We start from the raw sequence: 18710 nt of genomic DNA on the forward strand, positions 1-18710 counted from the left end.
CGTTTGGTATGGCATTAAAAGCAAGCAAACAGAACCGTTCTGATTGTTGTATGCATGTTTTTTTTATGCTTTCCTTAGGAACATCTCACCCCCTTAAAGGAATAACCAGTTTGACACTGTCATCGCAACATTATCTGGTGATCACTGCGCTGGGTGCCGATCGCCCAGGAATTGTGAATACCATCACTCGTCATGTCAGTAGTTGCGGCTGTAATATCGAAGACAGTCGCCTGGCGATGTTGGGAGAAGAGTTCACGTTTATCATGCTGCTTTCCGGTTCATGGAACGCCATCACCTTGATTGAATCAACGTTACCGTTGAAAGGCGCCGAGCTGGATCTTTTAATCGTGATGAAACGAACGACCGCTCGTCCGCGTCCACCGATGCCCGCATCTGTCTGGGTTCAGGTCGATGTGGCGGACTCCCCGCATTTAATTGAGCGCTTCACAGCACTTTTCGACGCGCACCATATGAACATTGCAGAGCTGGTGTCACGCACGCAACCTGCTGAAAATGAACGGGCTGCACAGTTACATATTCAGATCACCGCCCACAGCCCGGCATCTGCGGACTCAGCAAATATTGAACAAGCCTTCAAAGCACTATGTACAGAACTCAATGCGCAAGGCAGTATTAACGTCGTCAACTATTCCCAACATGATGAACAGGATGGAGTTAATTAATGAATCCACTGAAAGCCGGTGACATCGCACCGAAATTTAGCTTGCCGGACCAAGACGGAGAACAAGTTAATTTGACCGACTTCCAGGGACAGCGTGTTCTGGTTTATTTCTACCCGAAAGCCATGACCCCCGGCTGTACCGTACAGGCCTGCGGCTTACGCGATAACATGGAAGAGTTAAAAAAAGCGGGCGTTGATGTGCTGGGTATCAGCACCGATAAACCTGAAAAACTTTCCCGTTTCGCAGATAAAGAACTGCTTAACTTTACGCTTTTGTCCGATGAAGACCACCAGGTATGCGAACAATTCGGCGTCTGGGGCGAGAAGTCTTTCATGGGCAAAACCTACGATGGCATTCACCGCATCAGCTTCCTGATCGATGCCAACGGCAAAATCGAACACGTATTTGACGATTTCAAAACCAGCAATCACCACGACGTAGTGCTTAACTGGCTAAAAGAACACGCCTGATTACTTTGCTCCATTCCGTGCTGGCTGCGCTTGCGGCCAGCACATTTCACATCCGGTGATGTAAATCGCGCCCTGCAACGCTCGTTTCAAGGCCCTTTTCGCTGAAGATTACTCTTGAGCGATTTGACCATCCGGCCAGGCATGGATTACCGCTTTGATTAGCGTCGCCAGTGGGATAGCGAAGAATACGCCCCAGAATCCCCACAGCCCGCCGAAAATCACCACCGATAAAATAATCACCAGCGGATGCAGGTTAACGGCTTCAGAGAACAACACTGGTACGAGTAAGTTACCGTCCAGCGCCTGGATAATCAGATACACTGCGAAGCAGCTCCAGAACTCGGTGCCAGCGCCAAACTGGAATAGCGCCACGCCGACCACCGGAATGGTCACCACAAATGCGCCAATGTACGGAATAAGCACCGAGAAACCGACCAGCACCGCCAGCAGTAGCGAATAGTTCAGCCCGAAGAGTAAGAATCCCAGCCAGGTGGCGATACCCACCACGATCATCTCCAGTACCTTTCCACGGATATAGTTGGTGATTTGTTGATTCATCTCCTTCCACACCTGTCCTGCCAGTCCACGGTTGCGCGGCAGCACCCGACGAACGGCGTTCAGCATCTGCTCTTTGTCTTTCAGCAGGAAGAAGACCATCAATGGCACCAGCACCAGATAGACGGCAATGGTCAGCAAACCGACCAGCGAGGCGAGAGAGATTTTCACCACCGAATCGCCCATGGTAAGCATCCGGCTACGCATATTTTCAGCCATCGCATCAATAATGCCCGCATCCATCAACGCCGGATAACGGCGCGGCAACGTGGCGGCAAAATCAGAAAGCTTATTGAGCATGCCCGGCATATCGCGGATTAAATAAATGCCCTGTTGCCAGGCGATAGGCATGACCACAAATGCCATCAGTAGCAGGATGCCAACAAACAGGACCAGCACAATCGACGTCGCCCAACGGCGGGAACAGCCTATAGATTGCAGGCGCACAGTGGGCCACTCCAGCAAATAGGCCAGCACAATAGCCACCAGCAACGGCGCGAGTAATCCACTAAAGAAAAAGATAATGCCAAAACCGGCAACTAAAATAACCAGCAAGGCAATCGCTTCCGGGTCGCTAAAACGGCGGCGATACCATTGCATCAACATTTCGAGCATAAAGACCTTCCCTGAACCTCAAGAGGGGGATTGCGATCCACAATTGTATCGAAATGTCACAAAAAAGACTTCGCTTTTTATGACGGATTCAGGAAACTGAAAAGTCATTTGAGTGGGCTAGTCTTCACCGTTACACTCAAAGACGGCGCGGTGGGAACGATATTTCACAGTATCGGTCAAATGACTATCTCCAGAAATACAGGACAGAGGTTATGTTCAGGCAGTTGAAAAAAAACCTGGTTGCTACCCTCATTGCTGCTGTGACCCTCGGTCAGGTGGCCCCGGCGTTTGCCGATAGCGCAGACACCTTGCCGGATATGGGAACCTCCGCAGGAAGCACGCTTTCCATTGGTCAGGAAATGCAAATGGGCGACTATTACGTTCGCCAATTACGCGGCAGCGCGCCGTTAATTAATGATCCGCTATTAACGCAATACATTAACTCGCTGGGGATGCGTCTGGTTTCGCATGCCAATTCAGTTAAGACGCCATTCCATTTCTTTCTGATCAATAACGACGAAATTAACGCCTTTGCTTTCTTTGGCGGCAACGTGGTGCTGCATTCTGCCCTGTTCCGTTATTCCGATAACGAAAGCCAATTGGCTTCGGTTATGGCGCATGAAATCTCCCACGTCACCCAGCGTCACCTGGCGCGAGCGATGGAAGATCAGCAACGTAGCGCACCGCTGACCTGGGTCGGGGCGTTAGGTTCTATTTTGCTGGCGATGGCCAGCCCGCAGGCGGGAATGGCGGCGCTAACCGGTACGCTGGCAGGAACACGCCAGGGAATGATCAGCTTCACCCAGCAAAACGAACAGGAAGCAGACCGCATTGGGATTCAGGTGCTGCAACGCTCGGGGTTCGATCCGCAGGCGATGCCGACCTTTCTCGAAAAATTGCTCGATCAGGCACGCTACTCTTCGCGTCCACCGGAAATTTTGCTGACTCACCCGTTGCCGGAAAGCCGTTTGGCTGATGCTCGTAACCGTGCTAATCAGATGCGCCCGATGGTGGTGCAATCGTCAGAAGATTTCTATCTGGCAAAAGCGCGTACTCTAGGGATGTACAATTCCGGACGTAATCAGCTCACCAGCGATTTGCTGGATGAATGGGCGAAGGGCAATGTTCGCCAGCAACGGGCGGCACAGTATGGCCGTGCTTTACAGGCGATGGGAGCCAATAAGTTCGATGAAGCACGGAAAACGCTTCAGCCATTACTGGCGGCAGAACCGGCTAATGCATGGTTTCTCGATCTGGCAACCGATATTGACCTTGGGCAACACAAAGCCAATGACGCGATCAATCGGCTGAAAAATGCCCGCGATTTACGCACCAGTCCGGTGTTGCAGCTCAATCTGGCAAACGCGTATCTGCAAGGCGGTCAACCGCAGGAAGCGGCCAATATTCTGAATCGCTATACTTTTAATAATAAAGATGACAGCAATGGCTGGGATTTGCTGGCACAGGCGGAAGCCGCGCTAAATAACCGCGATCAGGAACTGGCTGCGCGAGCAGAAGGTTATGCACTGGCCGGGCGACTCGACCAGGCCATTTCTCTGTTAAGTAGCGCAAGTTCTCAAGTGAAATTAGGCAGCCTACAACAAGCGCGTTACGATGCGCGCATCGACCAGTTGCGCCAGTTGCAGGAACGCTTTAAGCCTTATACCAAGATGTAATTTGCATTAAAGGAAGAACAATGACCAAACAGGTAAAAATCTACCACAACCCACGCTGCTCAAAGAGCCGTGAAACGCTGAACCTGCTGAAAGAAAACGGCGTGGAGCCGGAAGTGGTGCTCTACCTTGAGACACCAGCCGATGCGGCAACGCTGCGTAATTTGCTGAAAATGTTGGGTATGAATAGCGCCCGTGAATTGATGCGCCAGAAAGAGGATCTTTATAAAGAGCTGAATCTTGCAGACAGTTCGCTTAGCGAAGAAGTGCTGATTCAGGCGATGGTGGATAATCCGAAGCTAATGGAACGCCCGATTGTGGTCGCGAATGGCAAAGCGCGGATTGGTCGTCCACCGGAGCAAGTACTGGAAATCGTAGGATAAGATGTGCCCCATCGCTAGCTGAAGCGCATTGCCGGATGCGACGCTTGCCGCGTCTTATCCGGCCTACGAATACAATGGATTCACTTCGCCTGGGTCGGATAAGGCGTTCGCGCCGCATCCGACAATAAACGTTTTGTCTACAGCTTTAGAATTTCTTTCACAAACGGAATGGTCAACTTACGTTGTGCAGTAATTGATGCACGATCCAGCTGATCCAACGTCATAAACAGCGTGCGCATCTCTCTGTCGAGCCGCTTCAGCAAGAAACGTCCCACATCTTCCGGCAGTTCAAAGCCACGCAAACGGGCGCGTAACTGTAAAGCCTGCAATTTGTCTTCATCTGAAAGCGGCTGCAGCTTGTAGATCTGCCCCCAGTCGAGACGTGACGCGAGATCCGGTAATCCCAGATTCAACTGACGTGGCGGGCGATCGCCAGTGATCAGCAAGCGTGTTTTACCCGACTCCAGAATCCGATTGTAGAGATCGAAAATAGCCATCTCCCACAACTCATCGCCAGCAATACACTCAATATTGTCGATGCAAACTAGCGACAGTTGTTCCATACCATCGAGCACTTCCGGAACAAACCAGGTGCGTTTATCCAGCGGGACATAACCTACCGCATCGCCACGCTGCGACAATTCCGCGCAAGCCGCGTGCAGCAGATGGCTGCGCCCCGCGCCTTCGCGTGCCCAGAGATAGATGTAACCGCTATGTTCCTGACGCAGCACGTTTTTCATCGCGGCCAGTAAAGAGGAGTTATCCCCCGGCCAGAAACTTGCAAAGGTTTCGTCGTCAGGAAGATAAAGTGGCAAAGAGAGCTGTGCCGGTGTGTTCAGAGATACCTCAACCAGGGATTTCACAAAATCGCGAGCAGTTTACCACAGAATTCCATCATGTTTGAACCGGGCAGCATTACTGCCCGGCCGCTACATTATTTTTCTGTTATATCGGCATCTTCTGCATCCAACACCACTTCTTCCGGGCGGAGCACGCTAATCAATTTAAAGATCAGGCTTAAACCAATGCCGACGATGGTCGCCAACGCCATACCTTTCAGTTCTGCTGCACCTATGTTTACCTTCGCGCCGCTGACGCCGATGATCAGGATCACGGAAGTCAGGATCAGGTTCTGTGCTTTGTTGTAATCCACTTTCGATTCAATAAGCACACGAATACCAGAAGCGCCGATGACACCGTAAAGTAGCAGCGAAACGCCGCCCATCACCGGCAGTGGGATCATCTGGATAGCAGCAGCCAGTTTACCAACACAGGAGAGCAGGATAGCGAAGATCGCCGCGCCACCGATTACCCAGGTACTGTAGACGCGGGTGATAGCCATAACACCGATGTTTTCCCCATAGGTGGTGTTTGGTGTGGAACCAAAGAACCCGGAGATAACGGTCGACAGACCATTAGCGAACATGGAACGGTGCAGACCGGGATCGCGCAGCAGATCTTTTTTCACGATGTTCGCCGTTACCACCAGATGCCCAACGTGTTCGGCAATGACCACCAGTGCCGCTGGCAGAATGGTCAGAATGGCGAACCACTCAAAGCGCGGTGTATAGAGGGTTGGCAGCGCAAACCAGTGAGCGTTAATAATCGGCGTAGTATCAACAATTCCCATTGCGAAGGAGAGCGCGTAACCCACCAGCACACCAATTAAAATCGGGATAATTGCCAGGAAACCCCGGAACAGCACGGAACCTAAAACCGTAACCGCCAGCGTGGTAATGGAGATGATGATGGTTTTGGAATCTGGCGTTTGCCCTTCAGCCGGGAGTAAGCCTGCCATGCCAGCAGCCACGCCCGCCAGCTCCAGACCGATGACAGCAACGATTGCCCCCATTGCCGCTGGAGGAAACAGCACATCCAGCCAGCCAGTCCCTGCTTTCTTCACAATAAAAGAAACCAGACAGAACAGCACGCCGCACATAATAAAGCCGCCCAACGCGACTTCATAACCCAACGGCAACAGCAGTAACACCGGAGAAATAAAGGCAAAGCTCGAACCAAGATAAGCCGGGATTTTCCCTTTACAGATGAAGAGATACAGCAGTGTTCCGATACCGTTAAATAACAGTACGGTCGCCGGGTTGATATGAAATAAGACGGGGACCAGGACGGTTGCACCAAACATGGCGAACAAATGTTGTAAACTAAGCGGGATTGTCTGTAAAAGTGGCGGTCTTTCACTCACCCCGATAGCACGGCGCGTCATAGTATTATCCTCTGTATATTATGTGTTATAGGCGCTTTACTCAAAAAAAAGCCGACTCTTAAAGTCGGCTTTAATTATTTTTTATTCGTTATTTCGTACCAAAGATTTTATCACCGGCATCGCCGAGGCCCGGAATAATGTATCCGTGCTCATTCAGCCCCTGGTCAATCGATGCGGTATACAGCTCAACGTCCGGGTGCGCTTTTTCCAGTGCAGCGATACCTTCTGGTGCAGCTACCAGCACCAGAACTTTGATGCTGCTGCAGCCCGCTTTTTTCAGCAGGTCGATGGTCGCGATAACAGAACCACCGGTTGCCAGCATTGGGTCTACGATCAGCGCCATACGCTCATCGATGTTAGACACCAGTTTCTGGAAGTACGGTACTGGCTCCAGCGTTTCTTCATTACGGTACATACCGACTACGCTGATGCGCGCGCTCGGAACGTTTTCCAGCACACCGTCCATCATCCCCAGGCCTGCACGCAGGATCGGCACCACGGTAATTTTCTTACCTTTGATCTGGTCGATTTCTACCGGGCCGTTCCAACCTTCGATAGTGACTTTTTCTGTTTCGAGGTCGGCGGTCGCTTCGTAAGTCAGCAGGCTACCCACTTCGGAAGCGAGTTCGCGAAAGCGCTTGGTACTGATATCTTGCTCACGCATCAGTCCCAGCTTGTGTTTGACGAGTGGGTGTTTGACTTCCACGATCTTCATACTCTTTCTCCTTTGAGGGCAGCCACAAAAAAAATCGACGGATTATACCGCCTTTTTTTAGGGCGGCAATATTATTTTCGTTGACTTTAGACAAACCAACAACGATTAGATAATAAATTATTTTATATTCAAATAGTTATTAATCACAAATATCGCTCATAACAATCATTCATTGCCTTTGTCCATGCACGACTTCGCTGCCATGTAGGCTGAAAAAGGTTATGTAAAGCAGTCTCGCAAACGTTTGCTTTCCCTGTTAGAATTGCGCCGAATTTTATTTTTCTACCGCAAGTAACGCGTGGGGACCCAAGCAGTGACCGATAAAACCTCTCTTAGCTACAAAGATGCCGGTGTTGATATTGACGCAGGTAATGCTCTGGTTGGCAGAATCAAAGGCGTAGTGAAGAAAACGCGTCGCCCGGAAGTGATGGGCGGTCTGGGCGGCTTCGGTGCGCTGTGTGCATTGCCGCAAAAATATCGCGAACCTGTGCTGGTTTCCGGCACTGACGGTGTAGGCACCAAGCTGCGTCTGGCCATGGACTTAAAACGTCACGACACCATTGGTATCGATCTGGTCGCCATGTGCGTTAATGACCTGGTGGTACAAGGCGCTGAACCACTGTTTTTCCTCGACTATTACGCAACCGGAAAACTGGATGTTGATACCGCTTCAGCGGTGATCAGCGGCATCGCCGAAGGTTGCCTGCAATCAGGCTGTTCGCTGGTAGGTGGCGAAACAGCGGAAATGCCGGGGATGTATCACGGCGAAGATTATGATGTTGCTGGTTTCTGTGTTGGGGTGGTAGAAAAATCAGAAATCATCGACGGATCTAAAGTTAGCGACGGCGATGTGCTCATTGCACTCGGCTCCAGCGGCCCACACTCGAACGGTTACTCGCTGGTACGCAAAATTCTCGAAGTCAGCGGTTGCGACCCGCAAACTACAGAGCTGGACGGCAAACCCTTAGCCGACCATCTGCTGGCGCCAACCCGTATTTATGTGAAGTCCGTGCTGGAATTGATTGAAAAGGTTGATGTTCACGCCATTGCTCACCTGACCGGCGGCGGTTTCTGGGAAAACATTCCTCGCGTATTACCAGAAAATACCCAGGCAGTGATTGATGAATCCTCCTGGCATTGGCCGGAAGTGTTCAACTGGCTGCAAACGGCAGGCAACGTCAGCCGCCATGAAATGTATCGTACCTTCAACTGCGGCGTAGGGATGGTTATCGCCCTGCCTGCTCCGGAAGTGGACAAAGCTCTCGCCCTGCTCAATGCCAACGGTGAAAACGCGTGGAAAATCGGTATCATCAAAGCATCTGATTCCGAACAACGCGTGGTTATCGAATAATGAATATTGTGGTGCTTATTTCCGGCAACGGAAGTAATTTGCAGGCAATTATTGATGCCTGCAAAACCAACAAAATTAAAGGCACCCTACGGGCAGTTTTCAGCAATAAGGCCGACGCGTTCGGCCTTGAGCGCGCACGCCAGGCGGGTATTGCAGCGCATACGCTTATTGCCAGTCAATTTGACAGTCGGGAAGACTATGACCGGGAGTTGATGCACGAAATCGACGTGTACGCCCCCGATGTGGTAGTTCTGGCCGGTTTTATGCGCATTCTCAGCCCAGCGTTTGTTTCCCACTACGCCGGGCGTTTGCTGAACATTCACCCTTCCCTGCTACCGAAATATCCCGGTTTGCATACCCATCGTCAGGCGCTGGAAAATGGCGATGAAGAACACGGTACATCGGTGCATTTCGTGACCGATGAGCTGGACGGCGGCCCGGTGATTTTGCAGGCTAAAGTTCCGGTTTTTGCCGGTGATACGGAAGATGAAATCACCGCTCGCGTGCAAACTCAGGAACACGCTATTTACCCGCTGGTCATTAGCTGGTTTGTTGATGGTCGTCTGAAGATGCATGAAAACACCGCGTGGCTGGACGATCAGCGTCTTCCACCGCAGGGCTACGCCGCCGACGACGAGTAATCTTCCGCATATTTAAAGCGCCAGCGCTACTGCTGGCACTTTTCATTTCTCCTGTAAATCGCAGGCTTCAGCAGTTTTTTTTCCCCTTTTCTGGCATAGTTGGACATCTGCCAACATTGCTCGCCATAATATCCAGGCAGTGTCCCGTGAATAAAACGGAGTAAAAGTGGTAATGGGTCAGGAAAAGCTATACATCGAGAAAGAGCTCAGTTGGTTATCGTTCAATGAACGCGTGCTTCAGGAAGCGGCGGACAAATCTAACCCGCTGATTGAAAGGATGCGTTTTCTTGGGATCTATTCCAATAACCTTGATGAGTTCTATAAAGTTCGTTTCGCTGAACTGAAGCGACGTATCATTATTAGCGAAGAACAAGGTTCTAACTCTCATTCCCGCCATTTGCTGGGCAAAATTCAATCCCGCGTGCTGAAAGCCGATCAGGAATTCGACGGCCTTTACAATGAACTGTTACTGGAGATGGCGCGTAACCAGATTTTCCTGATTAATGAACGCCAGCTCTCCGTTAATCAACAAAACTGGCTGCGACATTATTTTAAGCAGTATCTGCGTCAGCACATTACGCCGATTTTAATCAATCCTGACACTGACTTAGTGCAGTTTCTGAAAGATGATTATACCTATCTGGCAGTGGAGATTATTCGTGGCGATACAATCCGTTACGCGCTGCTGGAGATCCCATCGGATAAAGTTCCGCGCTTTGTGAACTTGCCACCGGAAGCACCGCGCCGACGCAAGCCAATGATTTTGCTGGATAACATTCTGCGTTACTGCCTTGATGATATCTTCAAAGGCTTCTTTGATTATGACGCGCTGAATGCCTATTCGATGAAGATGACCCGCGACGCCGAATACGATTTAGTACACGAGATGGAAGCCAGCCTGATGGAGCTGATGTCTTCCAGTCTCAAGCAGCGTTTAACCGCAGAACCAGTACGTTTTGTTTATCAGCGTGATATGCCTAACGCGCTGGTTGAAGTGTTGCGTGAGAAACTGACTATTTCCCGTTACGACTCTATCGTCCCCGGCGGCCGTTACCACAATTTTAAAGACTTTATTAATTTCCCTAATGTCGGCAAAGCGAATCTGGTTAACAAACCACTGCCGCGTTTACGCCATATCTGGTTTGATAAAGCCCAGTTCCGCAACGGTTTTGATGCCATTCGCGAACGCGATGTTCTGCTCTATTATCCTTATCACACCTTTGAGCACGTACTGGAACTGTTGCGTCAGGCCTCGTTCGACCCGAGCGTGCTGGCTATTAAAATCAACATTTACCGTGTAGCAAAAGATTCACGCATCATCGACTCGATGATCCACGCAGCGCACAACGGCAAGAAAGTGACCGTGGTGGTTGAGCTACAGGCGCGTTTTGACGAAGAAGCCAACATTCACTGGGCGAAGCGCCTCACCGAAGCAGGCGTGCATGTGATCTTCTCGGCGCCGGGGCTGAAAATTCACGCCAAACTATTCCTGATTTCACGTAAAGAAAACGGTGAAGTCGTGCGTTACGCACATATCGGGACCGGGAACTTTAACGAAAAAACTGCGCGTCTTTATACCGACTATTCGCTGCTGACCGCCGATGCGCGTATCACCAACGAAGTGCGGAGGGTATTCAACTTTATTGAAAACCCATACCGTCCGGTGACATTTGATTATTTAATGGTGTCGCCGCAAAACTCCCGCCGTCTGTTGTATGAAATGGTGGATCGCGAGATCGCCAACGCACAACAAGGACTGCCCAGCGGTATTACTCTGAAACTGAATAACCTGGTCGATAAAGGACTGGTCGATCGTCTGTATGCGGCATCCAGTTCCGGCGTGCCGGTGAATCTGCTGGTACGCGGGATGTGTTCGCTGATCCCCAATCTGGAAGGCATTAGCGACAATATTCGTGCTATCAGCATTGTTGACCGTTACCTTGAACATGACCGGGTATATATTTTTGAAAATGGTGGCGATAAAAAGGTTTACCTTTCTTCCGCCGACTGGATGACGCGCAATATTGATTATCGTATTGAAGTGGCTACGCCGCTGCTCGACCCGCGCCTGAAACAGCGGGTGTTGGATATCGTAGAAATTCTGTTCAGCGATACGGTGAAAGCGCGTTATATCGATAAAGAACTCAGTAATCGCTACGTTCCCCGCGGTAATCGCCGTAAAGTTCGGGCGCAGTTGGCGATCTACGACTACATAAAATCACTCGAACAACCAGAATAACCTATGCCAATACACGACAAATCCCCTCGCCCGCAGGAGTTTGCTGCGGTCGATCTTGGTTCAAACAGTTTCCACATGGTTATTGCCCGTGTGGTGGATGGCGCCATGCAGATTATTGGCCGCCTGAAACAGCGGGTACACCTGGCAGATGGTCTGGGGCCAGATAATATGTTGAGTGAGGAGGCGATGACTCGCGGTTTAAGCTGTCTGTCACTGTTTGCCGAACGCTTGCAAGGTTTCTCTCCCTCTAGTGTCTGCATTGTCGGGACACATACGCTACGTCAGGCGCTGAACGCCACTGATTTTCTGAAACGCGCCGAAAAGGTTATCCCCTATCCGATTGAAATTATTTCCGGTAACGAAGAAGCTCGTCTGATTTTTATGGGTGTGGAACATACCCAGCCGGAAAAAGGTCGCAAACTGGTTATTGATATTGGCGGCGGCTCAACGGAGCTGGTAATAGGAGAAAATTTCGAACCGATTCTCGTCGAAAGCCGCCGGATGGGTTGCGTCAGCTTTGCCCAGCTTTATTTTCCGGGCGGGGTCATCAATAAAGAGAATTTTCAGCGCGCACGTATGGCGGCGGCACAAAAACTGGAAACATTAACCTGGCAATTCCGTATTCAGGGCTGGAACGTTGCGATGGGGGCTTCCGGCACGATTAAAGCCGCCCATGAAGTGTTGCTGGAAATGGGCGAGAAAGACGGAATCATCACACCAGAGCGCCTCGATAAACTGGTGAAAGAAGTTTTACGGCATCGTAACTTCTCGGCATTAAGTTTGCCGGGCCTGTCGGAAGAACGGAAAACGGTTTTTGTTCCTGGTCTGGCTATTTTGTGTGGTGTATTTGATGCCTTAGCAATTCGTGAACTGCGGCTTTCTGACGGGGCGCTGCGTGAAGGCGTTTTGTATGAAATGGAAGGACGTTTCCGCCATCAGGATGTGCGTAGCCGCACCGCCAGCAGCCTCGCCAACCAGTATCACATTGACAGTGAACAGGCCCGACGGGTGCTCGACACAACCATGCAAATGTACGAACAATGGCGGGAACAGCAACCGAAGCTGGCTCATCCACAACTGGAAGCATTACTGCGCTGGGCCGCCATGCTGCATGAAGTCGGATTAAGCATTAATCATAGCGGCCTTCATCGCCATTCGGCGTATATCCTGCAAAATAGCGACTTGCCTGGATTTAATCAGGAACAACAACTGATGATGGCGACGCTGGTGCGTTATCATCGTAAAGCGATTAAGCTCGACGATCTGCCGCGCTTTACGCTGTTTAAGAAAAAACAGTTCCTGCCATTAATTCAGCTGTTGCGCCTTGGCGTATTACTTAACAATCAACGTCAGGCAACCACGACACCGCCGACATTGACCCTGATTACTGATGACAGCCACTGGACGTTGCGTTTTCCACATGACTGGTTTAGCCAGAACGCGCTGGTATTGCTTGATCTGGAAAAGGAGCAAGAATACTGGGAAGGCGTGAGTGGCTGGCGGTTAAAAATTGAAGAAGAAAGCACGCCGGAAATCGCGGATTAATATGAAATGAAAACGGGCCAACTTGTTGCGTTGGCCCAAATGAATTACGCGCTTTCTCGAACAGGTTCTCTTTCAGCCGTAATCGCAATTAACGGCTGCGGTTCACCAATCAAAAAGCCTTGCAGGTAATCAATACCCAAAGAGTGCACGGCGTTGCGAATCTCTTCATTTTCAACATACTCCGCAACCACTTGCATTTTCTTCATTCGTGCCAGATGACAAATCGATGCCACTATCTGGTAATCCAGACTATTCGAGGCAATATTACGGATGAAGCTGCCATCAATTTTTAATAAATTGGCATTCACATTTTTTAGCCGTGCATAACTTGCGTATCCGGTGCCGAAATCATCAATAGCAATCTGGCATCCTAACTCCTGAAGATGTTGTAACGTGTTCTGTGCCTGCTTAACGTTGGTAAGGGCATTACTTTCGGTGACTTCAAAGATAAGCTGCCACGCCTCTATTTGGTATTTCGCTAATAACTGACTAATTTTAACCGGAAAGCGGGCCTGACAAACTGAAGTTGGCGACAAATTAATCGCAAATCGTTGGGCGGGCATTTTCTCTTTATTTTCCGCCATAAATTGCAATGTATGTTCGATGACCCACATGTCGATACTGGACGATAAGCCAAATTCATGCGCAACCGGCAAGAAATTATCAGGATTGATGAGTTCATCATTCTCCCCTCGCATACGCAGCAAGATTTCATGATAGACATCGCCGCGCACACCAGTAATTGGCTGGGCCATAAGGCAAAAATCGTCGTGTTCAAGCGCCTGCTGTAGCCGATTCATCATTGCCACTTTGTCTTTTAATTCTCGCTGCAGATACATTGCCCCGCGACGCTGCATATTTTCCGGGGTATTAGTCACTATAGAGAGTTCAGCAACCGTACTTAGCTCGCCTAACAGCAAATAAATATGATTCACTGGCGAACGGACATAGCAATAGCTGACGCCAATCTGTGGTTGCAATGGCATATCATCCCAAAAGAAACGAAACTGCTTAAGATGGTTATCCAATGCGATAATGCGCTCCTGGTGAGACTCTGTATTCAGTCGCAGCGCGAGATCATTGCCAGAAAGCTGATAAACGTCTTCTCCGGGTTCCAATAAAGATGCCAGCCAATGTGAAAGCTTTTGTTTGTATTGGATACGCAGCATGATGCCATAGTTCTTTACCAGCATTTCCATACCGGGAATGCGTAAATAACATAGCGCCGACCAGGGCGCATCACGCAGCGCGCGATTCAAGGCACGAACATTCGGCAGGTGAACAACCGGGTCCACGTAAGCCAGCCGCTGAATGCGTCTGGTCACCGCTCGTTGACGCGTTGCCAGAACAGCCATGTAATTGACGATAAAAGAAAATACCAGATAACTGGAGGAGGTTATGGTCAGTTGAGTGGTATACCCATGATAAAAGGGAATATAATTCTGGTAGCTATGGATACTTATCATCAGCACAATTGCCCAGAGCAACGAGATCAGCTTGTAGCCATAACGCATCGCTCCCCACATCATCAGCGGCAGCAATAACGACAAGGTATAGTTGGTGCTGAAAATTGTGCTTTTTTCATTTAAAGGCATACATAGCAGCAATAACAATGCGCCCAGAGCAAGCAACCACAGCGCGAACTCTTTTTTTGTAACTTTACTGTCAATCTGTTGTTTTAATTGAGAATAGTAGCATCGCAAATAAAATGGATTTCGTACAGAACGAATGATGAAGTAGCAAAGCGGAACGCCGATCAGATTACCCACCAACAAGGCCTGGTAATTGATTAAGGTTCCCAGATTAAAGGGCATGACACCAACCAGATTTGTTCTGCTCGCCAGTAAACCTACAAACGCCGCAAACTGGAAGAGCACCAGAAACAACGTTGCAGGGAAAACAATCTGCCAAAAAATGCGCTGGGAAATTAAGCGGGTATCACCATGTGAAACGTTGTTACGCCGGGGGGTAAACACCCTATAGCCCCCCCAACAAAGAATGATAATGATAATGAAATTAACCGTTAACGAGATCGTTTCATAAAAACCAAGTTCGGCATACTTGCGAACAAAAATCCCTAAAGCAATACCTGGTAATGCTGCCCAGCTAAAAAACATCATCATGCTGATCATCAGCGCTAGCGGCAGATAAAAGAGAAAAACTTCACCAGAAGAAATATGTGCGTAAGTATTTATATGGGCGAAAACGGGCAAGATTATAGACGGCAGGAACAGCGGAAGCCCCCACCATTTATCACGTATATTTATATAAGTTGCATTCAGTTTCATAGATGCTCAGCAGAACCCCTTACATCCTGAAAGGGTGTATTCAGACAGGCATCCCACCTGACTTCGATGGATGATTATTCATCGCTATTAAGGAACATTGATTCTAATTGTCATATGAAAGTTCCAATTGATATATATCAAACAAAATTACCCTGATTAATGAATTATTACGTTTATAATGTTAACTCGTCATTATCACATCATCACTGTAAATAATTAAATTAACTTCCATAACATTAAAATATGTATCAGCTGACGCTTTTTTACATAATGAACAATTGACCATTGCGCCCAGGTATGCCTTAATGTAAGTACCGTCCATGGCATGGACATACCTTGAGGAACCCTTTTGTGAGTCAGCCAACCAGTATGCGAAAACGACACCGATTTAACAGTCGCATGACTCGTATCGTATTGCTTATCAGCTTTCTCTTCTTCTTTGGCCGCTTTATCTACTCCTCCGTTGGCGCCTGGCAGCATCATCAGAGCAAAAAAGAAGCTCAGCAATCCACACTCTCTATCGAATCTCCGGTACAACGCTAGCGGTTACCTTCATCACCTTTACTGAACAAGACGGCTCAATGCTGTCCGATACGGTTGCTCTTTGTTGTTATCAAAGCGGCAGGCATTTATTTATCTAAATTTTTACATATTTGTCCTGATTTCGAATCATTCTGCAATAAGACGCAATGTATATTAGATATAATATATATTTTTTTATTATGCGTGCGTGCAATTTTATTTATTTGATGAATTTAAATAAATTTAATCTATTCTTCCATAGTCTATACATTTACTTTCCTCTTTCGATGATCTTAAATGTCTTGTTTTTCGTAAAGTCTATAACAAGGAATAGTGATGAAATTTAAAAAATGTCTTCTGCCTGTGGCAATTTTAGCGTCATTCATGTTGGCAGGATGCCAATCAAATGCTGACGATCATGCCGCCGATGTTTATCAAACTGATCAACTGAATACCAAACAAGAAACCAAAACCGTTAATATCATTTCCATTCTTCCCGCAAAAGTTGCCGTAGACAACTCCCAAAATAAGCGGAACGCACAAGCCTTCGGCGCGCTTATTGGCGCAGTCGCTGGCGGCGTTATCGGCCACAACGTCGGGTCTGGCAGTAATTCCGGAACGACGGCAGGTGCAGTTGGCGGCGGAGCTGTAGGCGCAGCAGCGGGTTCTATGGTGAATGATAAAACCTTAGTGGAAGGTGTTTCTTTAACTTATAAGGAAGGCACCAAAGTGTATACCTCCACCCAGGTGGGTAAAGAATGCCAGTTTACGACGGGTTTAGCTGTCGTTATTACCACGACGTATAACGAAACGCGTATTCAGCCAAACACCAAATGTCCTGAAAAGAGCTAGTAATCAGGAGGAGTCATGAAGAAAGTTTTTCTTTGCGCCGTCTTAGCCGCTGTTAGTAGCTCGGCTTTCGCCTCTTCATTACAGGATCAACTTTCAGCTGTCGCAGAAGCTGAACAGCAAGGTAAAAATGAAGAACAAAGACAGCATGACGAATGGGTAGCAGAGCGCAACAGGGAAATTCAGCAAGAGAAACAGCGTCGCGCAAACGCTCAGGCCGCCGCCAATAAAAGAGCGGCGGCAGCAGCAGCGGATAAGAAAGCTCGCCAGGATAAACTGGACGCCGAAGCCACTGCGGATAAAAAACGCGATCAAAGTTATGAAGATGAGCTGCGCAGCTTAGAGATTCAGAAACAAAAGCTGGCGCTGGCGAAAGAAGAAGCCCGCGTTAAGCGAGAGAACGAATTTATCGATCAGGAGCTGAAGCACAAAGCCGCGCAAACTGATGTCGTGCAATCTGAAGCTGACGCTAACAGAAATGTGACAGAAGGCGGCCGCGATTTGATGAAAAGCGTGGGTAAAGCAGAAGAGAATAAATCGGACGGTTGGTTTAATTAATCGTCTTTCTACCACAAAGCCCATGATTCGTGAGAGTTATGGGTTTTTTAATGCCAAAGGATGCACTACCCCAAAAAGTTGGACTCCAACAACATTATGTGAACAGGTCAGAGATGTTCAAAAAATCGAGTTTACCAAAACGATTCGAGGCGTTTCCAATATAGTTGTTTTCTAACAAGTTAATTTGTCTTTTCTGTGTTATCAGAATTTACTTATTGGTTCGATTTTGACTGGCAAAATATATGGTTTATTTTGAATTTTTCGAGCAATCGCATGTCCGATTGCTACAAAAGGTTTCTCAATAAAATTATACGATATAATAGATACTATGAAGGTTGCGCAGACCAAAGCAAGAAAAACCCCAAAACCCTTGCTATCCAATATCCCATAGGGCTTAAGGTATACAACAGCCAGGGTATAAACAACCATATGATTAATGTAAAGTGAATAGGATATTTCACCAACATAAGTTAGCGCCTTATTACAATATACATTTCTGCATTTAGAAATAAGAACCAGAGGAGCAACAATCATAAATGAATACCCCCCCCACGCCACAATTCCAGGACCAGTTTTTAAACCAAGGCATAGAAGAAGGAGGGCAAACAGAGCAGTAATATTAAGAAATTGAATAACAGGCATTTTATCTAAAAAATCAAAAGGCACATTAATGTACGCCTCTGCCACAACCATCCCCAATATAAAATCATAACTTATGGGGTTAGAAACAAATACTAGATTGCGAATAATTCCATCCCCAAATGGTGGTTGCGCAATGGGGTTTAAAAAAACATTTCCATGGAAGTACACTTGGCTCAACATACAAATAGTTATTAATATAGACGAAGCAATTATAGTCCTGTATTTGTGGCTTATGCATAATGAAACACAAAATACAGTATAAAACCAAATCTCATAAGTTAAAGTCCATGCTGGTATTATTATACTATAACCTGACCAAGGACCAATAAAATTATAATCTATAGGTATGAGCATATAGCTTTTTATTATCTGTGATATTGTATATATTGTTTCATAATTCAGGGATATAACTAAAGTCAACACTATGAAATACACAGGATACAATCTAAAAAAACGTTTTATTGCAAACTCCAATGGTTTGTTTCTATCTTTATTGATTGAGGAATAGGTTATTATAAATCCACTTATGACAAAAAAAATGTCAACACCTACTTCTCCGATCCTAAACATGATATCCCCTAAATCCTTTTGGGCATACACTCCGTTTAAATATACTCTAAAATGGAATGCAATAACTAATAGCACTGCAATTCCCCTAAGAACTTGAATTGAGTCTAACTTATTTACTTTCCTTTCCATGTCAAAAATTTACTTGCTGATGATTTTTTCAAACCTTATCAAATTTAGTGAACCTTTT

Annotated in this window: 18 protein-coding genes; 11 read left to right on the forward strand and 7 right to left on the reverse strand. The window is 47.8% G+C overall.

Going from position 1 to position 18710, the window contains the following annotated elements; translation table 11 throughout:
* Positions 1 to 110: 110 nt before the first annotated feature.
* Together D9742_RS19045 and bcp are read left to right on the forward strand one after the other, a co-directional pair.
* On the forward strand, positions 111 to 683 hold the full coding sequence (locus tag D9742_RS19045) for a glycine cleavage system transcriptional repressor (protein ID WP_130207451.1): 573 nt from the start codon (positions 111 to 113) through the stop codon (positions 681 to 683).
* On the forward strand, positions 683 to 1153 hold the full coding sequence (gene bcp / locus D9742_RS19050) for a thioredoxin-dependent thiol peroxidase (RefSeq protein ID WP_130207453.1): 471 nt from the start codon (positions 683 to 685) through the stop codon (positions 1151 to 1153). Before D9742_RS19045 ends, bcp begins: the two co-directional genes overlap by 1 nt.
* Positions 1154 to 1261: 108 nt before the next feature.
* Here bcp and D9742_RS19055 read toward each other — a convergent pair whose 3' ends face one another.
* The gene (locus tag D9742_RS19055) at positions 1262 to 2323 is read right to left on the reverse strand and encodes an AI-2E family transporter (RefSeq protein WP_130237899.1); all 1062 of its coding nucleotides are present in this window, start codon (positions 2321 to 2323) and stop codon (positions 1262 to 1264) included.
* Between the two features lie 212 nt (positions 2324 to 2535).
* Between D9742_RS19055 and bepA the strand changes: the two genes are divergently transcribed.
* Together bepA and arsC are read left to right on the forward strand one after the other, a co-directional pair.
* Positions 2536 to 3999 (forward strand): beta-barrel assembly-enhancing protease, encoded by a 1464-nt coding sequence (gene bepA, locus D9742_RS19060; RefSeq protein WP_130237900.1) that lies wholly within the window; start codon positions 2536 to 2538, stop codon positions 3997 to 3999.
* Between the two features lie 20 nt (positions 4000 to 4019).
* Complete coding sequence (arsC, locus tag D9742_RS19065) at positions 4020 to 4379, forward strand: arsenate reductase (glutaredoxin) (RefSeq protein WP_130214587.1); 360 nt, start codon at positions 4020 to 4022, stop codon at positions 4377 to 4379.
* Between the two features lie 137 nt (positions 4380 to 4516).
* On the opposite strand, the gene D9742_RS19070 is transcribed toward arsC, so the two are convergent.
* The 3 genes from D9742_RS19070 to upp all read right to left on the reverse strand — a co-directional run bounded on the left by D9742_RS19070 (position 4517) and on the right by upp (position 7318).
* Positions 4517 to 5218 (reverse strand): DnaA inactivator Hda, encoded by a 702-nt coding sequence (locus tag D9742_RS19070; RefSeq protein WP_074399451.1) that lies wholly within the window; start codon positions 5216 to 5218, stop codon positions 4517 to 4519.
* A 95-nt stretch (positions 5219 to 5313) separates the two neighbouring features.
* Complete coding sequence (uraA, locus tag D9742_RS19075) at positions 5314 to 6603, reverse strand: uracil permease (protein WP_054494643.1); 1290 nt, start codon at positions 6601 to 6603, stop codon at positions 5314 to 5316.
* Positions 6604 to 6691: 88 nt separating this feature from the next.
* The gene (gene upp / locus D9742_RS19080) at positions 6692 to 7318 is read right to left on the reverse strand and encodes a uracil phosphoribosyltransferase (protein ID WP_001295473.1); all 627 of its coding nucleotides are present in this window, start codon (positions 7316 to 7318) and stop codon (positions 6692 to 6694) included.
* Between the two features lie 313 nt (positions 7319 to 7631).
* On the opposite strand from upp, the gene purM reads away from it, so the two are divergent.
* From purM to ppx, 4 genes are all read left to right on the forward strand, one after another.
* Positions 7632 to 8669 (forward strand): phosphoribosylformylglycinamidine cyclo-ligase, encoded by a 1038-nt coding sequence (gene purM / locus D9742_RS19085; protein WP_130237901.1) that lies wholly within the window; start codon positions 7632 to 7634, stop codon positions 8667 to 8669.
* Positions 8669 to 9310 carry a phosphoribosylglycinamide formyltransferase gene (gene purN, locus D9742_RS19090; RefSeq protein WP_130237902.1) on the forward strand — a complete coding sequence of 214 codons (642 nt, stop codon included), beginning with the start codon at positions 8669 to 8671 and terminating at the stop codon, positions 9308 to 9310. Before purM ends, purN begins: the two co-directional genes overlap by 1 nt.
* A gap of 172 nt (positions 9311 to 9482) precedes the next feature.
* Positions 9483 to 11549: a polyphosphate kinase 1 gene (ppk1, locus tag D9742_RS19095; RefSeq protein WP_064526252.1), complete on the forward strand. Its 2067-nt coding sequence runs from the start codon at positions 9483 to 9485 to the stop codon at positions 11547 to 11549.
* Between the two features lie 3 nt (positions 11550 to 11552).
* On the forward strand, positions 11553 to 13094 hold the full coding sequence (ppx, locus tag D9742_RS19100; RefSeq protein WP_130237903.1) for an exopolyphosphatase: 1542 nt from the start codon (positions 11553 to 11555) through the stop codon (positions 13092 to 13094).
* 44 nt (positions 13095 to 13138) lie between these two features.
* On the opposite strand, the gene D9742_RS19105 is transcribed toward ppx, so the two are convergent.
* Complete coding sequence (locus tag D9742_RS19105) at positions 13139 to 15382, reverse strand: sensor domain-containing phosphodiesterase (protein WP_130237904.1); 2244 nt, start codon at positions 15380 to 15382, stop codon at positions 13139 to 13141.
* 181 nt (positions 15383 to 15563) lie between these two features.
* Positions 15564 to 15704 (reverse strand): hypothetical protein, encoded by a 141-nt coding sequence (locus tag D9742_RS23185; protein ID WP_165382788.1) that lies wholly within the window; start codon positions 15702 to 15704, stop codon positions 15564 to 15566.
* Positions 15705 to 15733: 29 nt separating this feature from the next.
* Between D9742_RS23185 and D9742_RS19110 the strand changes: the two genes are divergently transcribed.
* The 3 genes from D9742_RS19110 (at position 15734) to D9742_RS19125 (ending at position 17311) form a co-directional block, all read left to right on the forward strand.
* The gene (locus D9742_RS19110; RefSeq protein WP_165382789.1) at positions 15734 to 15925 is read left to right on the forward strand and encodes a YfgG family protein; all 192 of its coding nucleotides are present in this window, start codon (positions 15734 to 15736) and stop codon (positions 15923 to 15925) included.
* 312 nt (positions 15926 to 16237) lie between these two features.
* Positions 16238 to 16756 (forward strand): glycine zipper 2TM domain-containing protein, encoded by a 519-nt coding sequence (locus D9742_RS19120; RefSeq protein ID WP_165382790.1) that lies wholly within the window; start codon positions 16238 to 16240, stop codon positions 16754 to 16756.
* A gap of 15 nt (positions 16757 to 16771) precedes the next feature.
* Positions 16772 to 17311 carry a DUF5384 family protein gene (locus D9742_RS19125; protein ID WP_130237906.1) on the forward strand — a complete coding sequence of 180 codons (540 nt, stop codon included), beginning with the start codon at positions 16772 to 16774 and terminating at the stop codon, positions 17309 to 17311.
* 201 nt (positions 17312 to 17512) lie between these two features.
* Here the strand turns inward: D9742_RS19125 and D9742_RS19130 are convergent, their stop codons facing one another.
* The gene (locus D9742_RS19130; RefSeq protein ID WP_130237907.1) at positions 17513 to 18652 is read right to left on the reverse strand and encodes an acyltransferase; all 1140 of its coding nucleotides are present in this window, start codon (positions 18650 to 18652) and stop codon (positions 17513 to 17515) included.
* Positions 18653 to 18710: the final 58 nt, after the last annotated feature.

The sequence above is a fragment of the Escherichia sp. E1V33 genome (genome assembly GCF_004211955.1).
Classification (GTDB): domain Bacteria; phylum Pseudomonadota; class Gammaproteobacteria; order Enterobacterales; family Enterobacteriaceae; genus Escherichia.